The sequence below is a fragment of the Pseudosporangium ferrugineum genome (genome assembly GCF_003002065.1).
Taxonomy (GTDB): Bacteria; Actinomycetota; Actinomycetes; order Mycobacteriales; family Micromonosporaceae; genus Actinoplanes; species Actinoplanes ferrugineus_A.
In genome coordinates this window covers 38,280-56,095 of sequence record NZ_PVZG01000009.1, presented here as the reverse complement: position 1 = coordinate 56,095, position 17,816 = coordinate 38,280, and the positions used below count along the sequence as shown (strand labels likewise).

At 73.8% G+C, this 17,816-nt stretch carries 17 protein-coding genes; 9 read left to right on the top strand and 8 right to left on the bottom strand.

The window, feature by feature from the left end; all coding sequences use genetic code 11:
• Nucleotides 1-29: 29 nt before the first annotated feature.
• Nucleotides 30-443, top strand: coding sequence for a VOC family protein (locus CLV70_RS19730; protein ID WP_106128220.1), 414 nt, complete (start codon nucleotides 30-32; stop codon nucleotides 441-443).
• On the opposite strand, the gene CLV70_RS19725 is transcribed toward CLV70_RS19730, so the two are convergent.
• The 3 genes from CLV70_RS19725 to CLV70_RS19715 all read right to left on the bottom strand — a co-directional run bounded on the left by CLV70_RS19725 (nucleotide 440) and on the right by CLV70_RS19715 (nucleotide 3,849).
• On the bottom strand, nucleotides 440-2,095 hold the full coding sequence (locus CLV70_RS19725) for a putative bifunctional diguanylate cyclase/phosphodiesterase (protein ID WP_106128219.1): 1,656 nt from the start codon (nucleotides 2,093-2,095) through the stop codon (nucleotides 440-442). The genes CLV70_RS19730 and CLV70_RS19725 overlap by 4 nt on opposite strands.
• Before the next feature lie 66 nt (nucleotides 2,096-2,161).
• The gene (locus CLV70_RS19720) at nucleotides 2,162-3,622 is read right to left on the bottom strand and encodes an aKG-HExxH-type peptide beta-hydroxylase (protein WP_106128006.1); all 1,461 of its coding nucleotides are present in this window, start codon (nucleotides 3,620-3,622) and stop codon (nucleotides 2,162-2,164) included.
• A 14-nt stretch (nucleotides 3,623-3,636) separates the two neighbouring features.
• On the bottom strand, nucleotides 3,637-3,849 hold the full coding sequence (locus CLV70_RS19715; RefSeq protein WP_106128005.1) for an FXSXX-COOH protein: 213 nt from the start codon (nucleotides 3,847-3,849) through the stop codon (nucleotides 3,637-3,639).
• A gap of 221 nt (nucleotides 3,850-4,070) precedes the next feature.
• Here CLV70_RS19715 and CLV70_RS39730 point away from each other — a divergent pair, with 221 nt between their 5' ends.
• Together CLV70_RS39730 and CLV70_RS19710 are read left to right on the top strand one after the other, a co-directional pair.
• Nucleotides 4,071-4,241, top strand: a complete 171-nt coding sequence (locus CLV70_RS39730; RefSeq protein WP_158277786.1) for a hypothetical protein — start codon at nucleotides 4,071-4,073, stop codon at nucleotides 4,239-4,241.
• Complete coding sequence (locus tag CLV70_RS19710) at nucleotides 4,231-4,626, top strand: hypothetical protein (RefSeq protein ID WP_245908334.1); 396 nt, start codon at nucleotides 4,231-4,233, stop codon at nucleotides 4,624-4,626. Before CLV70_RS39730 ends, CLV70_RS19710 begins: the two co-directional genes overlap by 11 nt.
• Before the next feature lie 32 nt (nucleotides 4,627-4,658).
• On the opposite strand, the gene CLV70_RS19705 is transcribed toward CLV70_RS19710, so the two are convergent.
• Nucleotides 4,659-4,943, bottom strand: a complete 285-nt coding sequence (locus CLV70_RS19705) for a DUF427 domain-containing protein (RefSeq protein ID WP_106128004.1) — start codon at nucleotides 4,941-4,943, stop codon at nucleotides 4,659-4,661.
• Nucleotides 4,944-5,103: 160 nt separating this feature from the next.
• Between CLV70_RS19705 and CLV70_RS19700 the strand changes: the two genes are divergently transcribed.
• The 4 genes from CLV70_RS19700 to CLV70_RS19685 are packed head-to-tail and all read left to right on the top strand — an operon-like array spanning nucleotide 5,104 to nucleotide 9,135.
• Entirely contained in the window at nucleotides 5,104-5,697 is a 594-nt protein-coding gene (locus tag CLV70_RS19700) for a hypothetical protein (RefSeq protein WP_106128003.1), read from the top strand.
• Nucleotides 5,694-6,773: a hypothetical protein gene (locus tag CLV70_RS19695; RefSeq protein WP_106128002.1), complete on the top strand. Its 1,080-nt coding sequence runs from the start codon at nucleotides 5,694-5,696 to the stop codon at nucleotides 6,771-6,773. Before CLV70_RS19700 ends, CLV70_RS19695 begins: the two co-directional genes overlap by 4 nt.
• Before the next feature lie 52 nt (nucleotides 6,774-6,825).
• A complete protein-coding gene (locus CLV70_RS19690; protein ID WP_106128001.1) occupies nucleotides 6,826-8,262 on the top strand; it encodes a hypothetical protein in 1,437 nt (478 codons plus the stop codon).
• A 9-nt stretch (nucleotides 8,263-8,271) separates the two neighbouring features.
• On the top strand, nucleotides 8,272-9,135 hold the full coding sequence (locus CLV70_RS19685) for an aldo/keto reductase (protein WP_106128000.1): 864 nt from the start codon (nucleotides 8,272-8,274) through the stop codon (nucleotides 9,133-9,135).
• Nucleotides 9,136-9,200: 65 nt separating this feature from the next.
• Here CLV70_RS19685 and CLV70_RS19680 read toward each other — a convergent pair whose 3' ends face one another.
• The 3 genes from CLV70_RS19680 to CLV70_RS41130 all read right to left on the bottom strand — a co-directional run bounded on the left by CLV70_RS19680 (nucleotide 9,201) and on the right by CLV70_RS41130 (nucleotide 13,483).
• Nucleotides 9,201-11,006: a SpoIIE family protein phosphatase gene (locus CLV70_RS19680; protein ID WP_106127999.1), complete on the bottom strand. Its 1,806-nt coding sequence runs from the start codon at nucleotides 11,004-11,006 to the stop codon at nucleotides 9,201-9,203.
• A 467-nt stretch (nucleotides 11,007-11,473) separates the two neighbouring features.
• On the bottom strand, nucleotides 11,474-12,154 hold the full coding sequence (locus CLV70_RS19675; protein ID WP_106127998.1) for an SRPBCC family protein: 681 nt from the start codon (nucleotides 12,152-12,154) through the stop codon (nucleotides 11,474-11,476).
• A 27-nt stretch (nucleotides 12,155-12,181) separates the two neighbouring features.
• Nucleotides 12,182-13,483 (bottom strand): bifunctional DNA primase/polymerase, encoded by a 1,302-nt coding sequence (locus tag CLV70_RS41130; protein WP_245908333.1) that lies wholly within the window; start codon nucleotides 13,481-13,483, stop codon nucleotides 12,182-12,184.
• A 150-nt stretch (nucleotides 13,484-13,633) separates the two neighbouring features.
• Between CLV70_RS41130 and CLV70_RS19660 the strand changes: the two genes are divergently transcribed.
• Nucleotides 13,634-14,725 carry a hypothetical protein gene (locus tag CLV70_RS19660; RefSeq protein WP_106127997.1) on the top strand — a complete coding sequence of 364 codons (1,092 nt, stop codon included), beginning with the start codon at nucleotides 13,634-13,636 and terminating at the stop codon, nucleotides 14,723-14,725.
• Between the two features lie 9 nt (nucleotides 14,726-14,734).
• On the opposite strand, the gene CLV70_RS19655 is transcribed toward CLV70_RS19660, so the two are convergent.
• Complete coding sequence (locus CLV70_RS19655) at nucleotides 14,735-15,730, bottom strand: beta family protein (protein ID WP_106127996.1); 996 nt, start codon at nucleotides 15,728-15,730, stop codon at nucleotides 14,735-14,737.
• 245 nt (nucleotides 15,731-15,975) lie between these two features.
• Here CLV70_RS19655 and CLV70_RS19650 point away from each other — a divergent pair, with 245 nt between their 5' ends.
• Nucleotides 15,976-17,280: an AAA family ATPase gene (locus CLV70_RS19650; RefSeq protein ID WP_425440188.1), complete on the top strand. Its 1,305-nt coding sequence runs from the start codon at nucleotides 15,976-15,978 to the stop codon at nucleotides 17,278-17,280.
• The last annotated feature ends 536 nt before the right edge of the window (nucleotides 17,281-17,816 follow it).

Genomic DNA, 17,816 nt, shown 5'->3' with positions numbered 1-17,816 from the left:
CCGCCGCCCGGCTCAGTACCGTGAGCAGCATGTTCACCGAACTCACGCACTCGCAGATCTACGTACTCGACCAGGATCAGGCCCTCGACTTCTACGTGGGCAAGCTGGGGCTGGAGGTCAACACCGACGTCGACCTCGGCTTCATGCGCTGGCTCACCGTCAACGTGCCGGGCCACCCCGAGCGCCAGATCCTGCTCGAGCGGCCGGGCGCCCCGGCGCTCTCGGAGGAGACCGCGCGGCAGGTGCGCGACATGGTGACCAAGGGCGCGTCGGGCGGGTCGCTGATCTTCGCGACCGACGACTGCCGCAAGACCTACGAGACGCTGCTGGCCCGCGGGGTGGAGTTCACCGACGAGCCGACCGAGCGTCCGTACGGGATCGACTGCGGCCTGCGCGACCCCTTCGGCAACAACATCCGCTTCACCCAGCCGAAGCCGGCCTAGCTGGAGAGGGCGGCCTGGCGGGCGAGCAGGTCGGTCAGATCGCCGGCGGGCATCGGGCGGGCGAAGTGGTAGCCCTGCGCCTGGGCGCACTCGAGCTCGCGGAGCCGGGACGCCTGGGTCGCGTCCTCGACGCCCTCGGCGACCGGGGCGAGCTTGAAGGTCCGCGCGATCTGCAGCACCGCCTCGGCCACCGACGCGCCGGAGCCCTCCTGCATCGCCTGCACGAACGACTTGTCGATCTTCACCACGTCGACCGGCAGGGCGCCGAGGTGGCTCAGCGAGGAGAAGCCGGTGCCGAAGTCGTCCAGCGCGATCCGCACGCCGAGGGTCTTCAGCGCGCCGAGCACCCGGGCCGACTCGACGAGGTCCACGAGGGCGACCGACTCGGTCAGTTCGAGCACGAGCAGGGACGGCGGGAGGCCGGTGCGGTCGAGCACGCCGCGTACCTCCTCGACGAGGTCCGGGTTGCCGAGCTGGCTGGCCGAGAGGTTGACGTTCAGCTCGAAGCCCGGGTTCTGCTCCTGCCAGGCCGCCGCCTGCCGGCACGCCTCCTCCAGCACCCAGCCGCCCAGGCGGGGGAGCAGCCCCAGCGACTCGGCCATGTCGAGGAACGCGATCGGCGGGATCATGCCGCGCTCGGGGTGGTTCCAGCGGACCAGGGCCTCGACGCCGACCGTGTGCTCGCCCTCGAGGTCGACGATGGGCTGGTAGTGGACCTCGAACTCGCCGGCGTCGAGGGCGCGGCGCAGGTCCGCCTCCTCGCGGCGGCGGCTCTCCGCGGCGGCGAACTGGGCCGGGTCGAAGCGCCGGGCGAGGCCCTTGCCCTCGGCCTTCGCCTGGTAGAGCGCCAGGTCGGCCTCGCGGACCACCTCGTCGACCGCGGTGCCGGCGCCCCGGGTGATGGCGATGCCGGCGCTGGCCGGGATGGTGAGCACCACGTCGCCGATGATCAGGGGCTGGGCGAGGTCGCGCAGGATCCGGTTCGCCACGGTGTCGGCGATCTGGTCGTCGACCAGGCGGGGGAGCAGCACCACGAACTCGTCGCCGCCGAGGCGGGAGACGGTGTCGTTGGTCCGCACGTTGGCGGTCAGCCGCTCGGCTGCGGCGCGCAGCAGCTCGTCGCCGGTGGCGTGCCCGTACGTGTCGTTGACCTCCTTGAACCCGTCCAGGTCGACGAGGATCACGGCGGTCATGGTGTCGTCGGCGTCGGCCAGCGCGTCGGTGGCGTGGTCCATGAACAGCTTGCGGTTGCCCAGCTCGGTGAGCGGGTCGCGGGACGCCTGCCGGGCGAGCTGCGCGCGTTCCCGGGTGAGGTCGCGGACCAGGTCCTGGTTGGTGCGGGCGCCGAGGAACTGGCGGATCAGGATGATCGCGGCGACGGCGATGGTGAGCCAGGTCAGGCCGGGGCCGATGGAGCCCTCGCGGCCGAACCGGACGCCCGCCACGAGCACGGCGGCGGCGACCGGGGCGTACTGCACGAGCGGCCAGCGCCGGGCGAGCAGCAGGACGATCAGGGACAGGCCGGCGACCAGCGCCGTACCGCCGACCAGCGCCGCCGTGCCGCGGTCGCCCTCGAGGAGCATCGGCCCCGCGATGAGCAGCAGGGACGTGAGGATCATGGCGCCGTCGACGACGCGACGCACACGATCCATCACCTTGCCGGTCCGAGCCATGTCCACCTCCAACGGGCACCATGATCGGTCCGGCCGTCCGCGACTTTAGGAAACCCACTTCACCATGGCGAGCGGGTCCGGGCGTTCCTGGTCACCCAGCGCCCGGTAGGCGGCCGCGGCGAGCTCGGGGGCGGCGTCCAGCCCGCCGGCCAGGACCATCCCGGCCCAGGCGGCCCGGTCACCCGGATTTTTCCGGTACGCCGAGAGCGCCGCACCGTCGTCCCCGCGCACGTACGCGAGATCGCCGGCGGCGCCGTCGAGGGGCAGCCCGCGCAGCAGCCGGTGGGTCAGATCCAGCCGGGCGCTCGCCTCCAGGGCCCGCCGGGGCGCGGGGCGCAGCACGGGCGTGACCGGCGGCGGTCGCTCACCCCGGCGCCAGGCGTCGGCCAGCGCCGCCGCGTCCGCCGGCCCGACGTGCAGATTGCGCAGCCGCCAGCGCAGCCGGTGGTCGCGGTTGGCGCCCTCGGCGAGGCGCCGGACCCGCGGGTCGACCGGCTCGTCCAGCCACGGCCGCACCTCGCCGAGCAGGGCGCCGACGAAGCGCTCGCCGGCCGGGGTCAGGCCGCGCAGGTCCCCGGCGGCGGTCGCCACGGCGGCGCGCCAGCGGGCGAACTCGAACTGTCCGAGCGGGTCGCGGCGGGTGCGCCAGAAGCGGGTGACGGTCAGGTACGCGTACGCGCCGTGCAGGATGCCCGAGGCGGGCCGGGGATCGTCGCGCCAAGGCGAGTAGCCGAGCTCGCCGGGCTCCTCGAGCAGGTCGAAGAGGTATTGCACGCCGTTCAGGATGCTGTGCTGGATCTCGTGCAGCAGCCCCACGGCGAGGGCGGTCGCGTCGGCGGGCTCCGAGATCGCCACGGCGCCGAACGCGTCGGCGGAGGTGGCGCTGATGCCCCGGGCGGCCGGGTCGGTGCGGACCGGCACCACGCAGTCGAGGAGCCCGGCGAGCACCTCGGCGTCGGGGCGCACCCGGTCCACCAGCAGCCGCCACGCGCCGGCGAACAACGTCTGCCAGCGCTGGTGTTCCGCGGCGTCCAGCGCCGCGGTGGGCGGCAGGCCCAGTTCCGCGCGCAGCGGGTCGGTGTCCTCCAGCCGGACGGTGATCCGCAGCCCGTCGTGCTCGGCGGTGAGCTGCCGTCCGTCCTCGCGCCGCGGCCGCGGGATCCGGGCGCGGGCGGCGAGCTCGCTCAGGTGGCCGGTGCCCGCGCTGTCCGGGGTCGCGCCGGCGCGCAGGGCGGTGAGGCAGCGGGCCGCCCACACGCCGAAGAGCGGCCGGGCCAGCAGCTCGCGGACCCGGTCCGGCGCGGCACGCTCGGCGGCGGCCAGGGCGGCGAAGTCTTCCGTACGCGCGAGCACCGCGATCTCCCGCAGCAGCAGAAGGTGCCGGCTGAGCCGGGCGCGGCGCAGCTCGGCGAGGGTCGCGGGGCCGGGCCGGCCGGCGCCGAGCGAGGCGAGCGCCGCGTCGCTGAGCCGGTGCGGCCGGGCGGCGGTGACTCCGGTGGCTCCCATCCGTGCCCTGCCTCCTACAAGGCCGAGTTGAATCCGGCGATCGGCTCGCCGGGGTGCGCGAGGTCCGCCGCGAGCCGGCGCAGGCAGTACGCGAGCGGGCTCTGGTCCGCCGGGTCGCCGTCGGCGTCGGCGTCCGCGGTGAGTTCGGTGAGCGACAGCCCGGAGACGTCGATCATCGCCGACCGCCACTCGGGTGTCGCACCGGTGGTGCTCGTGCCCCCGTCCACGTCCGCCTACCTTCGTCAGGTGGTGCTAGTTGTCGGCCAGCAACGATCAATCTATTGCCGCCACATTACGGCGGTCGTCGGGTCGGGTGATGTCCGGGCGTGTCCCAGGTCGGGGTCGCCCGGGTGGCGCCGACGTGATCTCATAGGACGCCAACACCGCGAAAGTCGGCAACGGAGGACAAACTGTGCTGGGGCGTAATGCCGGAGAGACGGGAGAGCGGGTGCAGGAACAGGCAGAGGACGAGGCGACCGAGGACACCGGCGCCGAGGACGCCCCCGAGGCGCCGGTGATGCCGGCACCGCCGTTCCCCACCTTCCGGAACATGCCCACGCTGCCGCACCAGAACCCCGGCGTCGGGTTCGAGAGCGGACGGGACAGCCGTGCCCGCTGAGGACTCGCGGCCGCCGCTGCCCCGCCGGGGTCCCGCGCCCGCCGTCGACCGGATGGACAACGCCGAGCTGGCGCGCATGGTGGAGGCCGAGCACCCGTACCGGGGCAAGGCGCTCTTCGAGCTCTCCGACCGGGTCCCGCACGACGACGACGCGGCGACCAAGGTGGCGATGCTGAGCCGGCTGCGCTCGCTGCGCCAGGCGCGGCTCTTCGACCGGGTGTCGCTGGCCTGGTCGGCGATCATCGCGCTGCTGGCGGCGGAGACCCCGCACGCGCGGGCGGCCGCCTACGAGGCGTTCGGCGCGCTGGACCTCGAGGAGCAGCGCGACATGCTGGACTATCTCGAGGTGACCGCCATCGAGGAGGCGCACCCGCGGATCGGGTAGGCGGCGCGGGCGGGTGCCCGCGCCGGCACGCGTCAGGCCTCGACCTTCACGTCCTTCCGGAAGGCGACCCGGTCCCGGACCGCCTTCGCGTCGGGTTTCGGTTCCGGGTAGTACCAGACCGCGTCCTCGCTGACGTGCCCGCCCGCCTCGAGCGTGTAGTAGGAGGCCTTGCCCTTCCAGAGGCAGACGGTGTGCGTGTCGGAGGGTCGCAACACGTCCTCGCGCACCGAGGAGCGCGGGAAGTAGACGTTGCCCTCGACTACCACGGTGTCGTCGCTCTCCGCGATGATCTCGTCGTTCCAGATGGCCTTCGACATACCCCGAACGTAGCGCGCCGTCCGGGCGCCGTCCGATATGTGCGACTTATTCGCCTCTCGGGGGTGAAACGCCGTCGTACATTCGGACATTGCCCCCGCCGTACACGACGATCTAAGGTCGATCCGCCCAGGACCCCACCCACGGGAAGCGCCGCCCGCCATGATCACTTCACCCACGCTCCCGGGCGTCCGCGAGCAGGCCCGGCACGCGTTGCTGCTGCTCGGCGCCCCGGCCCCCGCCCGGCTCGTCGTGGACGTGCACACCGCCCTCTTCGACGGCGACCTGTCGATGGCCGGCCTGGCCACCGTCCTGCGCGAGGAGGAGCGGCACTACGACCCGGACGCGCTCACCGCGTACCGGATCTGCCCGGCGCTGCACCACGACCTGACGGTGGCCCGCGGCCAGGTGGCCCTCTCCGGCTGGCCGGCGGCCAAGCGGCTGGTGTCGCCGCGGTCGGCGCGGGCCCACGCGCTCGCCGCGGTCGTCCGGATCGCCGAGTTCGTCGCCATCCGGGCGCACGCCGGCAGCGCCGTCCTCGACCTGCTGCGCCGCCTCGCCGACACGGTTCCCGGCGGCGCCGAGGCGTTCCTGGTGCACGACCCGCGGGCGCTCGCCGACGCCGCCCGCGCCGCCCTCGCCGACGTCCCGGCCGAGCCGGTGCCCGAGGCGGTCGAGCGGCGCTGGGCGGCCCTCGACGAACGGCAGCGGCTGTTCGGCGTGATGAGTCTGCCCCACCAGCGAGGGCGCGGGTGACCGCGGCGTTCGACCGGCTGCGCGGCGGCGTGCCCGCCAAGCGGCACAACGCCCGGACCATCGCCGCGCTGACCGCCAACCCCGGCTGCACCCGGCGCGCCGTGCTCGACGCCGCCGGGATCGACAAGCCGCGGCTCGCCGAACGCATCGGTTTCCCGGGCAACTTCGGGCAGTCCCGGTTCGCGCTCGCGCGCGGCAACGGCTTCGAGGCCATGCTCAAGGCCGACGGCTGCGCGCTGCTGCTGTCCGTGCTGCGCGACGTGCTGCACCTCGACGAGCCGGCCGTCTCGTACGACGACCTCGGCGAGGACGACGACGCCACGCTCGGCGCGCGGCACGGGCGGACCCGGGACCTGCTCGCCGCGGCGGCCGGGGCCGCGCTCATCGACCACCCGCTGCTCACCCTCCAGGTGGCGGGCCGGTCGGTCTTCCTGGAACCGGACCTCATCGCCTTCCACGCCGGCGGCCGGCTGCACGTCGTGGAGATCAAGTCCTTCGCGATCGTCGACGGCCAGGCGGACAGCGCCAAGGTCTCGGCCGCCGCCGTCCAGGCCGCCGTGTACGTCCTCGCGCTGCGCCGCCTCCTCGCCGACCTCGGCCACGACCCGGCACTGGTCAGCCACGACGCGGTGCTGGTGTGCCCGCGCGACTTCTCGCTGCAGCCGACCGCCGTGCTGGTCGACGTCCGCAAGCAGCTCTCCACCCTCAAGCGGCAGCTCGCCCGGCTGGCCTCGGTCTCCGAGCTGGCCGCGGCCCTGCCGGACGACCTCAGCTTCGACACGGCCCTGCCGCCGGAGACGCTGACCGCCGCGCTCGCTCGGGTCGGGGCCAAGTACGCCCCCGAATGCCTCTCCGCCTGCGAACTCGCCGCCTTCTGCCGCCACGAGGCAACGGGCACCACCGCGGCGCTGGGCCGGCCGGTCCGCGACGCGCTCGGCGGGGTCGACACCGTGGCGGAGGCGCTCGCGCTCGCGGCGGGCACCGCCACGCCCCCGGAGGAACTGGCCGAGGCCGCGGCCCTGCTCCAGGCCGCCGCCCGGCTGCGCGCCGAGGCCGTCGGGGCCGCAACGCCTTGAGCACCCTGACGGCGCTCGCCCGTGCCCGGGCCCACGCTTCGGAGAGTGCGTTCTGAGCACGCTGACGGCGCTCGCCCGCGCTCAGGCCCACGCGTCGGGGAGAGCTCAGCCGATCGCGACCGTGCGCCACCTGCATCTGCACGAGCGGCCGCTGGTGCTCGTCCCGTACACGATGGCCGGCGAGCCCAACGCCCCGCTCGCCGCGATGGTCGGCACCGCCGAGGACGACCCGCGGCTGCTGGTCGTGGCGCAGCCGCGCAACCGCGACGACCGGTTCGCCTTCGCGGCGCGGCTGGCCGAGGTGCTGGTGCCCTACGCCGACTCGTTCACCGCGGTCGCCGAGCCGGTGGCGGTGGACCGCGGGCGCGACGTGCGCTGCCGGTTCACCGACGCGCCGCAGCTCTGGGTGCCCAACCCCGGCGGCGTCGACTTCCTGCGGCTGTTCGGGCGCTCGACCCGCTTCCGCACCACCGAGGGCGAGTACGCCGTCCCCGCCTCGGTGCCGCTGCTCGGGCGGTGGCTGACGTTCTTCGCCAACTCCGCCGAGGTTCCGGGCTCGTCGCTGCTGCTCAACGCCGTACAGGCGCTGACGTCGCATTGGGTGACCGGGCAGAGCAGTGCCGAGGACGCCCAGCTCGCGGCCCTGATGGGCTGGCTCGCCCCGCCGCCCGGGATGTCCGTCTTCGCCGCGGCCGCGCGGGCCGAGGACCCGGCGGTGACGCCCCCGGCCGGCCCGGCCACCGACCCGTCGTTCGACAACCACGTGCTCGCGCCGCTGCTCTCGGTGGCCGAGCCGGACGTCGCGGCGCTGACCGAGGTGCTCCGCGGCCAGCTCCTGCCCACCTGGACGCTGATGTGGCGCGCCCTCGGCCTGCTGCGCACGCTGCCGCCGGGCTCCCGGGTCGCCGGCCGCTGGGACGGCGACCGCGACGCCTACTCCGCGTTCGTGCAGCACCTCGCCGACGGCGGCCCGCCCCAGCCCCGCCGCGACGGCGCCGTCGCCGCGGCCGCCCGGCTCAGCCGCCTCGAGAACGCCGCCGCCCGGTACGCCGTCCAGCGCGCCTTCGACGACCCGCTGGTGATGGCCGAGTACCGGCTGGCCGGCGCCGCGTTCACCGCCGAGGTCACCCTGGCCAAGGCCGACCGCATCGACGACACCGGCAAGCGCCCGGTCCTGCGCCCCCGCATCATGGTCGTCACCACCGAGCCGGTACGCGTCGCCCCCGGCGCCGCCCTGACGTCCCCGGCGCGGCCGGCGCAGAAGGCCACGGTGATCTCGGTGACCGCGGCGGACGGCCCGAAGACGGAGGTGCTGCTCGAGCTCTCCGGCGGGATGGGCCGCAAGCTCGTCGCCGAGCCGGGCAGCGTCCCCGAGGTCGGCGAGCGGCTGCTGCTGACCACGCTGAGCGAGGCGTACCGTCCCGGCGCCGCCTTCCCGGAACCGGACCGCACCCCGTGGACGCACGGCGGGCCGCCCGGCCCGGACTAACGTGGGGTCATGTCTGTGATCAACAGTGGGACCGTCGAGCTCGGCGGACGCGAGGTCCACCGGCTCGGCTTCGGCGCGATGCGCATCACCGGCCCCGGCATCTGGGGGCCGCCGCACGACCACGACGAGGCGATCCGGGTGCTGCGCCGGGCGGTGGAACTCGGCGTCGACTTCATCGACACGGCCGACTCCTACGGCCCGTACGTGTCCGAGGACCTGATCCGCGAGGCCCTGCACGACGGCACCGGCTACGGCGACGTGGTCATCGCCACCAAGGGCGGCCTGACCCGCAGCGGCCCGAACGTGTGGCCGCCGCTGGGACGCCCCGAATACCTGCGGCAGTGCGTCCTCATGTCGCTGCGCCGGCTCGGGGTCGACCGGATCGACCTGTGGCAGCTGCACCGGATCGACCCCAAGACCCCGCGCGAGGAGACGTTCGCCGAGGTCAAGTCCTTCGTGGACGAGGGCCTGGCGCGGCAGATCGGCCTCTCCGAGGTCAGCGTCGAGGAGATCAAGGCGGCCCAGGACGCCGGCCTCCCCGTCGCGTCGGTCCAGAACCGCTACAACCTCGGCGACCGGCGCGCCGAGGACGTCCTCGACTTCTGTACGGACCAGGGCATCGCGTTCATCCCGTGGGCGCCGGTCGACGCGGGCACCCTCGCCCGCCCCGGCGGACCGCTCGACAAGGTGTCGGTGCGGCACGAGGGCGCGTCCACGGCCCAGCTCGCGCTGGCGTGGCTGCTGCGCCGCTCCCCGGTGATCGTGCCCATCCCGGGCACGTCGTCGGTCGCCCACCTGGAGGACAACCTCGGCGCGGCGGACGTCGTCCTCACCGACGAGGAGTTCGAGCTGCTGTCCCGGCGCCCGGACTAGCCTCCGCCGTCCTCTACCCCATCCGGTCTCGGCCGTCTTCTACTGCATCCGGTCTTCGCCGTCTTCTACTGCATCCGGATCAGCAGGAACGCTATGTCGTCGGCGCGGCGGGCTGCGGCCTCCACGAGCAGGGAGCACAGCTCGTCGCCCGGCAGCCCGGCGTTGCTGCGCAGCACGTCCTGGATCCGGGCGATGCCCTCGTCGAGGATGTGCCCCGGGTCCTCGACCAGCCCGTCGGTGTAGAGCAGCAGCACCGAGCCGGTAGGGACGGAACGCCGGTGGGTGGCCCGCTGCAGCCGCGGCACGACGCCGAGCAGCGGTTCCGGGTTCACCCACCAGATCTCGACCGTGCCGTCGGGGCGTAACAGCAGGGGCGGCGGGTGACCCGCGTTGGCGAAGGTCACGTCGTAGCCGTCGGCCCGGGGACGCACCCGGGCCAGCACGGCCGTCGCCGCCGCCGGCACCCGCAGACCCCGGATCGCCCGGTCCAGCTGGGTGAGCAGGTGCCCGGCCTCGTCGTCGCGCCCGTACGCATCCCCGCGCACCAGGTTGCGCAGCTGCCCCATGGTGGCGGCGGCCTCGATGTCATGCCCCGACACGTCCCCGACCGCGAGCATCACCGAGCCGTCGGGCTGGGCGAACGCGTCGTACCAGTCCCCGCCGACCGCGGCGCCGTCCTGCGCGGGCAGATACCGGGCGTGCAACTCCACCCCGGGGATCGTCGGCAGCTCGGTGAGCAGGCTGTGCTGCAACACCTCGGCCACGTGCCGCTGCTGCCGGTACAGCCGGCTGTTGTCGATGGCCAGCCCGGCCCGCCGCGCGATGTCCAGCGCGGTCCGCTCGTCGGCCTCGGTGAAGGCCGCCCGCCGAGGCCCGTTCACCAGCGTGATCGACCCGAGCACCCGCGGGCTGGCGGGCGCGGCGACCGGCACGACGACGAACGAGGAATACCCCAGCCGCCCCGCGATCTCGGCCATCTCGGGATTCGTGGTCCGCGCCAGAATCATCTCGGCGGTCTCCCCGTCGCGCCGGATCGGCTGCCCCGTCCGCTGCACGGCGAGCACGGCGGACCGCGCACCGAGCCCGGTCGCCATCAACTCGGCGAACCGCTCCACCTCGGCGGCGGCGCCGGCATCCCGGTGCGAGGCGGCCACATGCCGCACGACGCCGTTCGGATCGACGAGCGTGACCAGGCACCAGTCGGCGAGCCGGGGCGTGACGCCGGCGGCGAGCAGCCGCATCTCCTCCTCGACGTCCAGCGTGCTGGCGAACGCCTCGGTCACCTCGGCGAGCATGGCCAGCTGATCGTGCGCACTCTCGGCGTGCCGCCGCGCCTCGTCGGCCACCTCCCGCGCGATCCGCAACCGCAGCTCGGAGGAGCACGCCTCGGCGAGATCGGTCAGAATCGCCAGCTCATCGGCGGTCCACGCCCGGGGCCGCGTATCGATGGCACACAGCGACCCCAGCGTCCGCCCGTCCGCGTCGGTCAACGGCATCCCCGCGTACGCGACCACCCCGAGGTCAGGAATGGCCAGATTGTCCCTGACCTGCGCATCCCGCCGGGCGTCGGGAAAGACCTTCGGCGCCCCCTCGACGACAACATGCTGGCAGAACGAGTGGGAGAGTGGCGTCTCCCGCTTCGTCCCCCACGGCTCCCCGAGCCCCACCTGCCCGGGAAAGAACTGCCGCTCCCCGTCGACGAGCGACACCAGAGCCACGGGTACGCCGAGCAGCCGCTTCACCAACGAAGCAAACCGGTCGAAAGCCTCATCGGACTCCGCCCCGACACAAACCCGCTGCAGCGAACGAAGACGCGCGGCATCAGCAAGCACACCCCGATCCGGTGCGCCGGCTTCGAAGCGCTCGGCCATGCCCCTCCAACCGTCGCCCCCCGGCGGGTCGGGAGCCAGGCTACCCCCAGAAACCCCGGACCATGCAGCGTGCAGCAACCGGATCCCGCAGCCACGCCAACAGCCGTTCACCCCTGCCGTCCACCCCGCATCGCCCCCGTGCTGCCGGCGCCGGCCCGCTGCTGCCGGCGCTGGCCCGCTGCTGCCGGCGCTGGCCCGCTGCTGCCGGCGTCATCCCGCTCGTGCCGCGGGGTCCGCTCGTGCCGTCGTCGGCCTGCTGCCGGCGGTGGCGCCGCTCCTGCCCACGTCGGCCTGCTGCCGCTGGCGCTGGCTCGCTCCTGCTGGCGCCGGTTCGCTCCTGCTGGCGTCGGCTCGCTCCTGCTGGCTGCCGCCGGGCGTCTGCCGTTGGCGGGTCTTGGCGTGGCTTGCTCCGGCCCTGCCCGGCCGATCCCATTCCTGGGCCGCTCGCCCTCTCGGGTCCGCGGGTGTCAGGGAGCGGGCGTGTCGGCAGTCGTGACCTTGGCTCCTCGTGCAAGCGGCGCCCAGCGTTCCTCCCATCGCTTGCGCACCACCTCGAAGGCGGCGTCGTCCAGTCCATACGTGGACACGGTCACCTCCATCGGGCCCACGGCGGGGCTGTCCAGCGGCTCCCGGCCGGCGATCACGATGAGGTGCTCGTCCGGGTCGACCAGCCACGCGACCCGCGTGCCGGCCCGCTGCGGGGCGCCGCCACCGTCACCCGCGGCGAGGTCGAGCGCCTGACGCCCGGTCGTCGCGCCGGTCAGGTAGATCGTCCGGCGCGCACCCCGGGGCTTCTCTTCCAGCAGGTGGCGCAACTGCACGAGAAAGGAACGCCAGCCCTCCTCGATGGCGTCGTACCGGTCGGCGCCACTGGACGACGTCCCCTCCCGGACCGCGCGCACGGTCGAGCGGTTGCTGTCCCCGGTCACCTCCACATAGGACCCGTCGGGCCACCCCATCTGCCCGGGGGCGAGCGCGATCGCCGCGTCGACGAAGATCTGGCGGATCTCGCCGTCCAGCCCGTCGTAATCCCACCCGAACCACCGTCGCAGAACGGCGGGCCGGGTGAACGCCTCCCACACCGCATCCCGCCCGGCGGCCACGCCAATTTCCACCTCGTACGGTTTCGGCGTCTGTTCATAGGTCACGCTCACTATCCTGCCGTATTGTCCGTATCACGCCACCCGATGCGGATCGATGTCTCGAACTCGTTGCGAAGCCCCGCCCCGCTCGCCGACCCGCGCCCTGCCGGCCTCCTCCGCGAGCGGCGAGCGCAGGCCGGCCGACGGCCTCCCGGGCTCGTGCGGAGGCGGTGGGTGGCGGCCGGTGTGTGGGCTCCCGGGCTCGGGCGGGAGTGACGGGCTGCGGGCGGTGTGCGGCCTCCTCGACTCGAGTGGGAGCGGTGAGCGGCGGCCGGCGTTCAGTCCCGAGCGGATGGTCCTGATCGTCTCCGTGCGCCCGAGCCCGGCCCAGGCACCCGCGGCCGTCAGCTCGCGCCCGACGGCGGAGGCATCGAGCAGGCCCGCCCCCACCAGCCGGCCGAGGGCGAAGGCGGCCCGGTTCAGGGTGTCGTTGCGAGTGCCGACGACCGCGTGCGCGACCCGGTCGGTCTCCGCCTCGAGCGCCGCCGCCGCATAGCGTTCGGGATGCAGAATCGCCGCCGCCGCACAGCCCTGGGAATGCGAGTTCTCCGGCGCCGCCCCGCGCTCCGGACGCGGGCTCGCCACCGCGCCGCGCTCGGGGTGCGGGCTCGCCACCGCACCACGCTCGGGACACGGGCTCGCCACCGCGCCACGCTCGGGATACGGGCTCGGCGCCGCGCCGCGCTCCGGATGCGGGCTCGCCGCCCAGTAGCGCCCCGGATGCGGGCTCGCCGCCGCGTCGCTCTCCGGGGGCGGGATCGTGGCCGGGTCGAACCCTCGTCCGCCCGTGGACGGCGGATCCGGGCCCGCTATCAGGCCTCGCAGCGGCTCCGGCGCCTGTGGTGGATCGGCGGTCGGCCGCACCACCCAGTAATAGAAGGTGCCTTCGGCGTGCCGGGACGGTGGCGCCACCACGTATCCGCCCGTGCCGCGCCAGTCGACGCCCGGCAGGAGGTGGACGCGGTTGCCGTACCCGAGCGGGGTGAACCAGAAGTGCCAGCCGCCGCCGCCCGTGCGGACCTGGGGGCCGGCCGGCAGGGTGCCGTCGAGGAGGTGACGCAGGCCGTGCCAGCCGGCCGCGGAGTCGACGTCGGCGACGTCCATGACTATGCCCGTACGCAAGCCGATGTTGGCTTCCGGCCAGCGTGACCACCACATCTCGATCCGGCGGGGGTCGACCGTCGCGTCGGTGAGGCCGCGCCGCAGGCGGGGATGCTTGCCCGGGCGGTCGCAGTCCGCCCTGCCGCACGAGCATGCGCCGTCGCGGCCGGGGGTGTGGACCGGCAGGACCGGGATCCCGTGCCGGGCGTAGGCGAGGGCAGCATCGAGCATCATTCGAACAAGTGTACGAGGTGAGCGAGCGTCCCGCAGCTTGTCCACAGGGGGGTCAGCGCCGTTCGTCGATGCCGCTTATGCTGCCTCGCAACCGCAGACCCGGCGACCCGTCCGGGCCCCCGCCGACCGTGATCGAGGTGAGCCGCCGCCGTGACGAAGGAGCCCCCCGCCGACGCCGTACCTCCGGTCGAGAGCTACGAGCCGGTGCCCCCGCCCGACGACACCATGCTCGCGCATCCGGGCGACGGTGACCGGGCGGCGGAGCCGGACATGAGCCCGGAAGAGGAACGGCCGGGAGCCGCCGCGGACGATTCGGCGTCCGGGAAGGACGACGGATCACGCGAGCCGGAGGTCCGCCCCGCAGGTGGCGCCCGCGAGGACCCGCCCGCTGCGCGGGGCGACGCGGGCGAGAGCCGGGCGCAGCCGTGGCCGGGCCTGGCCGCGGAGGACCAGGGATGGCTGCATCCGGAGCCGGCGGGTCCCGCTCCGGCGAGCCCGCACTGGACCTCCCAGGACCCCGCGCACCTCGAAACGGTTCCGGCCGCCGCCGTGCCCCCGCCGGGCCCGGTCAAGCCGGTCCGCATCGGTCGCGGCACGGGACGGCTCTCGTCCCGGCTGATCACCGCCTACTTCGCCGGTGGTCTGGCTCTGCTGCTGGCCGGCACGGTCGCCGTCTTCTACCTCGCGTTCAAGGCGTACGGCGGGGAGCCCGGCACCACCGTCGCCGATCCTCGGACCTACCCGTCCCAGAGCCGGCCCTTGGCACGTCCGCCGGCCGCCGCGCCGGTGTCGCCCGGGTCCGCCCGGCCGTCGGTGCCGTTGCGGGCGCGGTTCGGGCCGCAGCAGTTGGCCAACGGGCAGTCGTTCGTGGTGCAGGGGGAGGGTGATGCCCGGTTCAGGATCACCGTCAAGGCGGGCAAGTTCCGCAAGGGCGGCTGTGATGCGTATGCGGTGAAGCCGGAGGAGGGCGGCTATCTTCCGGTCGAGCTCAAGCTCAAGGTGCTGCAGGGCGAGCCGGAGGTCAGCGAGTACGCCTTCCGCTTCCAGAAACCGAACGGGGAGTGGCTGCCCTCGGTCGGCGGGAGCGGGTGCGACGGGCGGAACTACGGCGGGTTCTTCCGGCGGCTGTCGGCCGGGCGGACGTACACCTCGTCGGTCGTCTTCGATGTGCCCAGCGCGAAGGGCGACATCGTCTTCGTCTATCCCCTGATGGACGTCGTGGCCGCGTGGAAGGTGAGGTGATCGCGGGGATCAGGTCGGCGTGAGCGTCCGCAGGACGTGGGCGATGTGGTGTGACGTGCTCCAGGCGATCCAGCTGGCCGAGCTGCCGCCGCCCCGCGCGCTGCGGGCACGGCGGGCGATCTCCGCGTCGCCCCAGGAGAACCGGGCGCCGGCGGACGGCCAGTGCGGGGAATCGACGAGGGTGCGGCACAGGTCGTGGCAGCGGTCGTCGCTGCGGCCACCCCGGCGGGCCCAGCGGTAGATCCACCAGTCGTGGTCCGCGGTGTAGCGCAGGGTCGGGAGCTGGCGGTGGCTGACGCCGTTGCGGCGTACCGGGGAGGTCACGCCGTAGTCGCCGTAGCCGACGCCCGGCTCGCTCAGCCGGGCCAGCACCTGCGCGTCGAGGCGTCCGACGGTGACCGGCCTGTCCGTGGGCAGGCCGTCCAGGTTGGGCGGCATGGCTCCGGCCGCGACCGTGACCGAGCGCCACGGCGTCGAGCGGGCCCAGCGCAGGACGTGCCGGGCGCGTTCCTCGAAGCGGTCCGCGTGGGCCGCGCAGGCCGTCTCGGCGAGGTCGATGACGAGGTCGACGCGTTCCGCCTCGAGTCCCGCGGTGGCGAGCATGCGGGCGGTGGTCACGGTCGCCGCCGCCGCGTTGTGCGCGTCGACGTGCGGCTGAAGACGAAGAACCGCCCGCATCAGGTGCATGCGAGCGGCGAGGCCGTGCTCCACCAGGCGGCGACGGCTGTCGTACGCCCTGAGCACCGGCAACATGGCCACGCCCAGTTCCGCCAGCTCCTCGGCGAGGTCCAGCGGCGGTGACACCAGCGGACTCGGGGGATCCGGCACGGCACCGAGGTCCACGGCGATCGCGCCCGTACGGGGTGGGAGCTGCCGCACCAGCGGAGGCAGCCGTTCCGCGGGGGTGACCTCGACGATCGGGGTCACCCGGCGGGCCGTGGCCGGGTCGAGGTGGTGCAGGGCGGCCATCTCGCCCCGGCGAGGGCGCAGGATGGGGCGGTACACACCGTCCTCCGTGACCTCGGGTCCCGTGAATACAGTCCTTGAACCTTTTTCGACGTGGCGGGGCCGGCTGTGCCCGCCGCTGGTCGACGGCCTGGCACCATCGGGCTCGATGCCAGGTGGAAAAAGGTTCATTCACTCAAAGTAGCGAAAGATCTCGGCCCCGTGCGGATGCAGAGTCCATTCCTCACTTCAGGTGAACTTGCGTCTCCCGGATTGTGTCGGAGGTGCCGGATACGGTGGTCGCCGTGACCGCATCGCTGGAGAGTCCCGCCGCCGAGGCCACCCGGGTCGTCGACGCCGTCCTGCACGACCTGGCGACGTCGCAGCACCGGGGCGTCGTCGTCGACTCGCCGCCCGGCGCCGGCAAGAGCACCCTCGTGGTCAAGGCCGCCGGGGTGCTGGCCGCGACCGGCACCCCGTTGATGATCGTGGCGCAGACCAACGAGCAGGTGGACGACCTGATCGCCCGTCTCGGCGTGGCCTCGCCCGAGCTCGGGGTGGGCCGGCTGTCGGCGGTGGACTACGCCGCGACCGAGCGCGTCCGCTCCCATCCGTCGTGCCGGGTCGCCGCCAAGGTGGCCGACCTGGGCGGGGCTCCGGTGACGATCGGCACCGCCGCCAAGTGGGCGACCGTCACCGACGGCACGTGGCCGTGGGCGATCGTGGACGAGGCGTACCAGATGCGCTCCGACGCCCTGCTCCGCGTGGCACCGCGGTTCGAGCGGGCGCTCTTCGTCGGCGATCCGGGCCAGCTCGACCCGTTCTCCACGGTGGAGGTGGACCGCTGGACCGGCCTCTCCTGGGATCCGACGCAGAGCGCGGTGGCGGTCCTGCTGCGACACAACCCCGATCTGCCCGTACACCGGCTACCCGTGTCGTGGCGGCTCCCCGCCTCCGCGGCGCCCGTGGTGGCCGAGGCGTTCTACCCGTTCACCGGCTTCCGCTCCGGCACCGGCCCCGGCGACCGCACGCTGACCTTCCCGGAGCCGGGCGGCTCACCCCTAGACGACGTGCTCGACACGGCGGCGGCCACCGGTTGGGGCCTCCACGAGCTGCCGGCGCGGTTCACCGTCCGTACGGATGCCGAGGCCGCCGCGGCCTGCGCCGGTCTCGCCGCCCGAGCCTTGGCCCGAAACGGCACCGCGATCTCCGAGGCCGGAACAACCCCGCTCACCGCCGACCGCATCGCCATCGGCGCGGCCCACCGGGACCAGGTCGCGGCGATCCGCTCCTGCCTCCCACCCGAGGCCGCGGACGTGACGGTCGACACCGCCAACAGACTCCAGGGCCGCGAGTACGACCTGACGGTGGTCCTCCACCCACTCTCCGGCCGCCAGGACGCGACCGCCTTCCACCTCGAATCGGGCCGCCTCTGCGTCCTGACCTCCCGCCACCGTCACGCGTGCGTGGTGGTGGCCCGCGCCGGCATCGCCGAGCTCCTGGACGCCCACCCCTCGACGGAACCGGTCCACCTCGGCGTGCCGGTCAAGTTCCCCGACGGCTGGGAAGCCAACCAGGCCATGCTCGCCCACCTCTCCCGCCCCACCTGACCCCGCCCCACCGAACCGGCCTGGCTCGGCTGGGCGGCGTGGTCGACTTAACGCCGTCGCACCTCGCAGCATCGACCCGCGCGCCGTCCGATCGCCGGTCCGGGTCGCTCCGGGTGACCTCGACGGGGGCGTAGCGAGTTTCGCGCGCCTCGCCGGCGCTGCCGTGGAGCCGGACGTCGATTCCGCCGAGGGGTGTGTTTTTCGCCGAAGCGTCAGACCGAGCCGAGGGGCGTGCTTTTCGCGGAAGCGTCAGACCGAAAGGCGCGTCCGTCCGATTAGGAGATTCCTTTCCACTGCAAGCTTTTGTACGCCGACAGCCTCCGCACCGGCAACTTGAGACCGTGCCAACTTCGGTGGCCGTGATCACCTTTCGGTGATGTTCGCATCGCTGTCATGAGCTCGAAATATGGACGCGATTGACTGTCAAATAGAGGACTGACTCGTGAGCCGACATGCAACTTGCACGTGCGGTTCGCCGTGCAAGTTGCATGTTCACGAGTCTCGGACCTGCTGCTCCAGCGTCGCCGCGAGGGTTT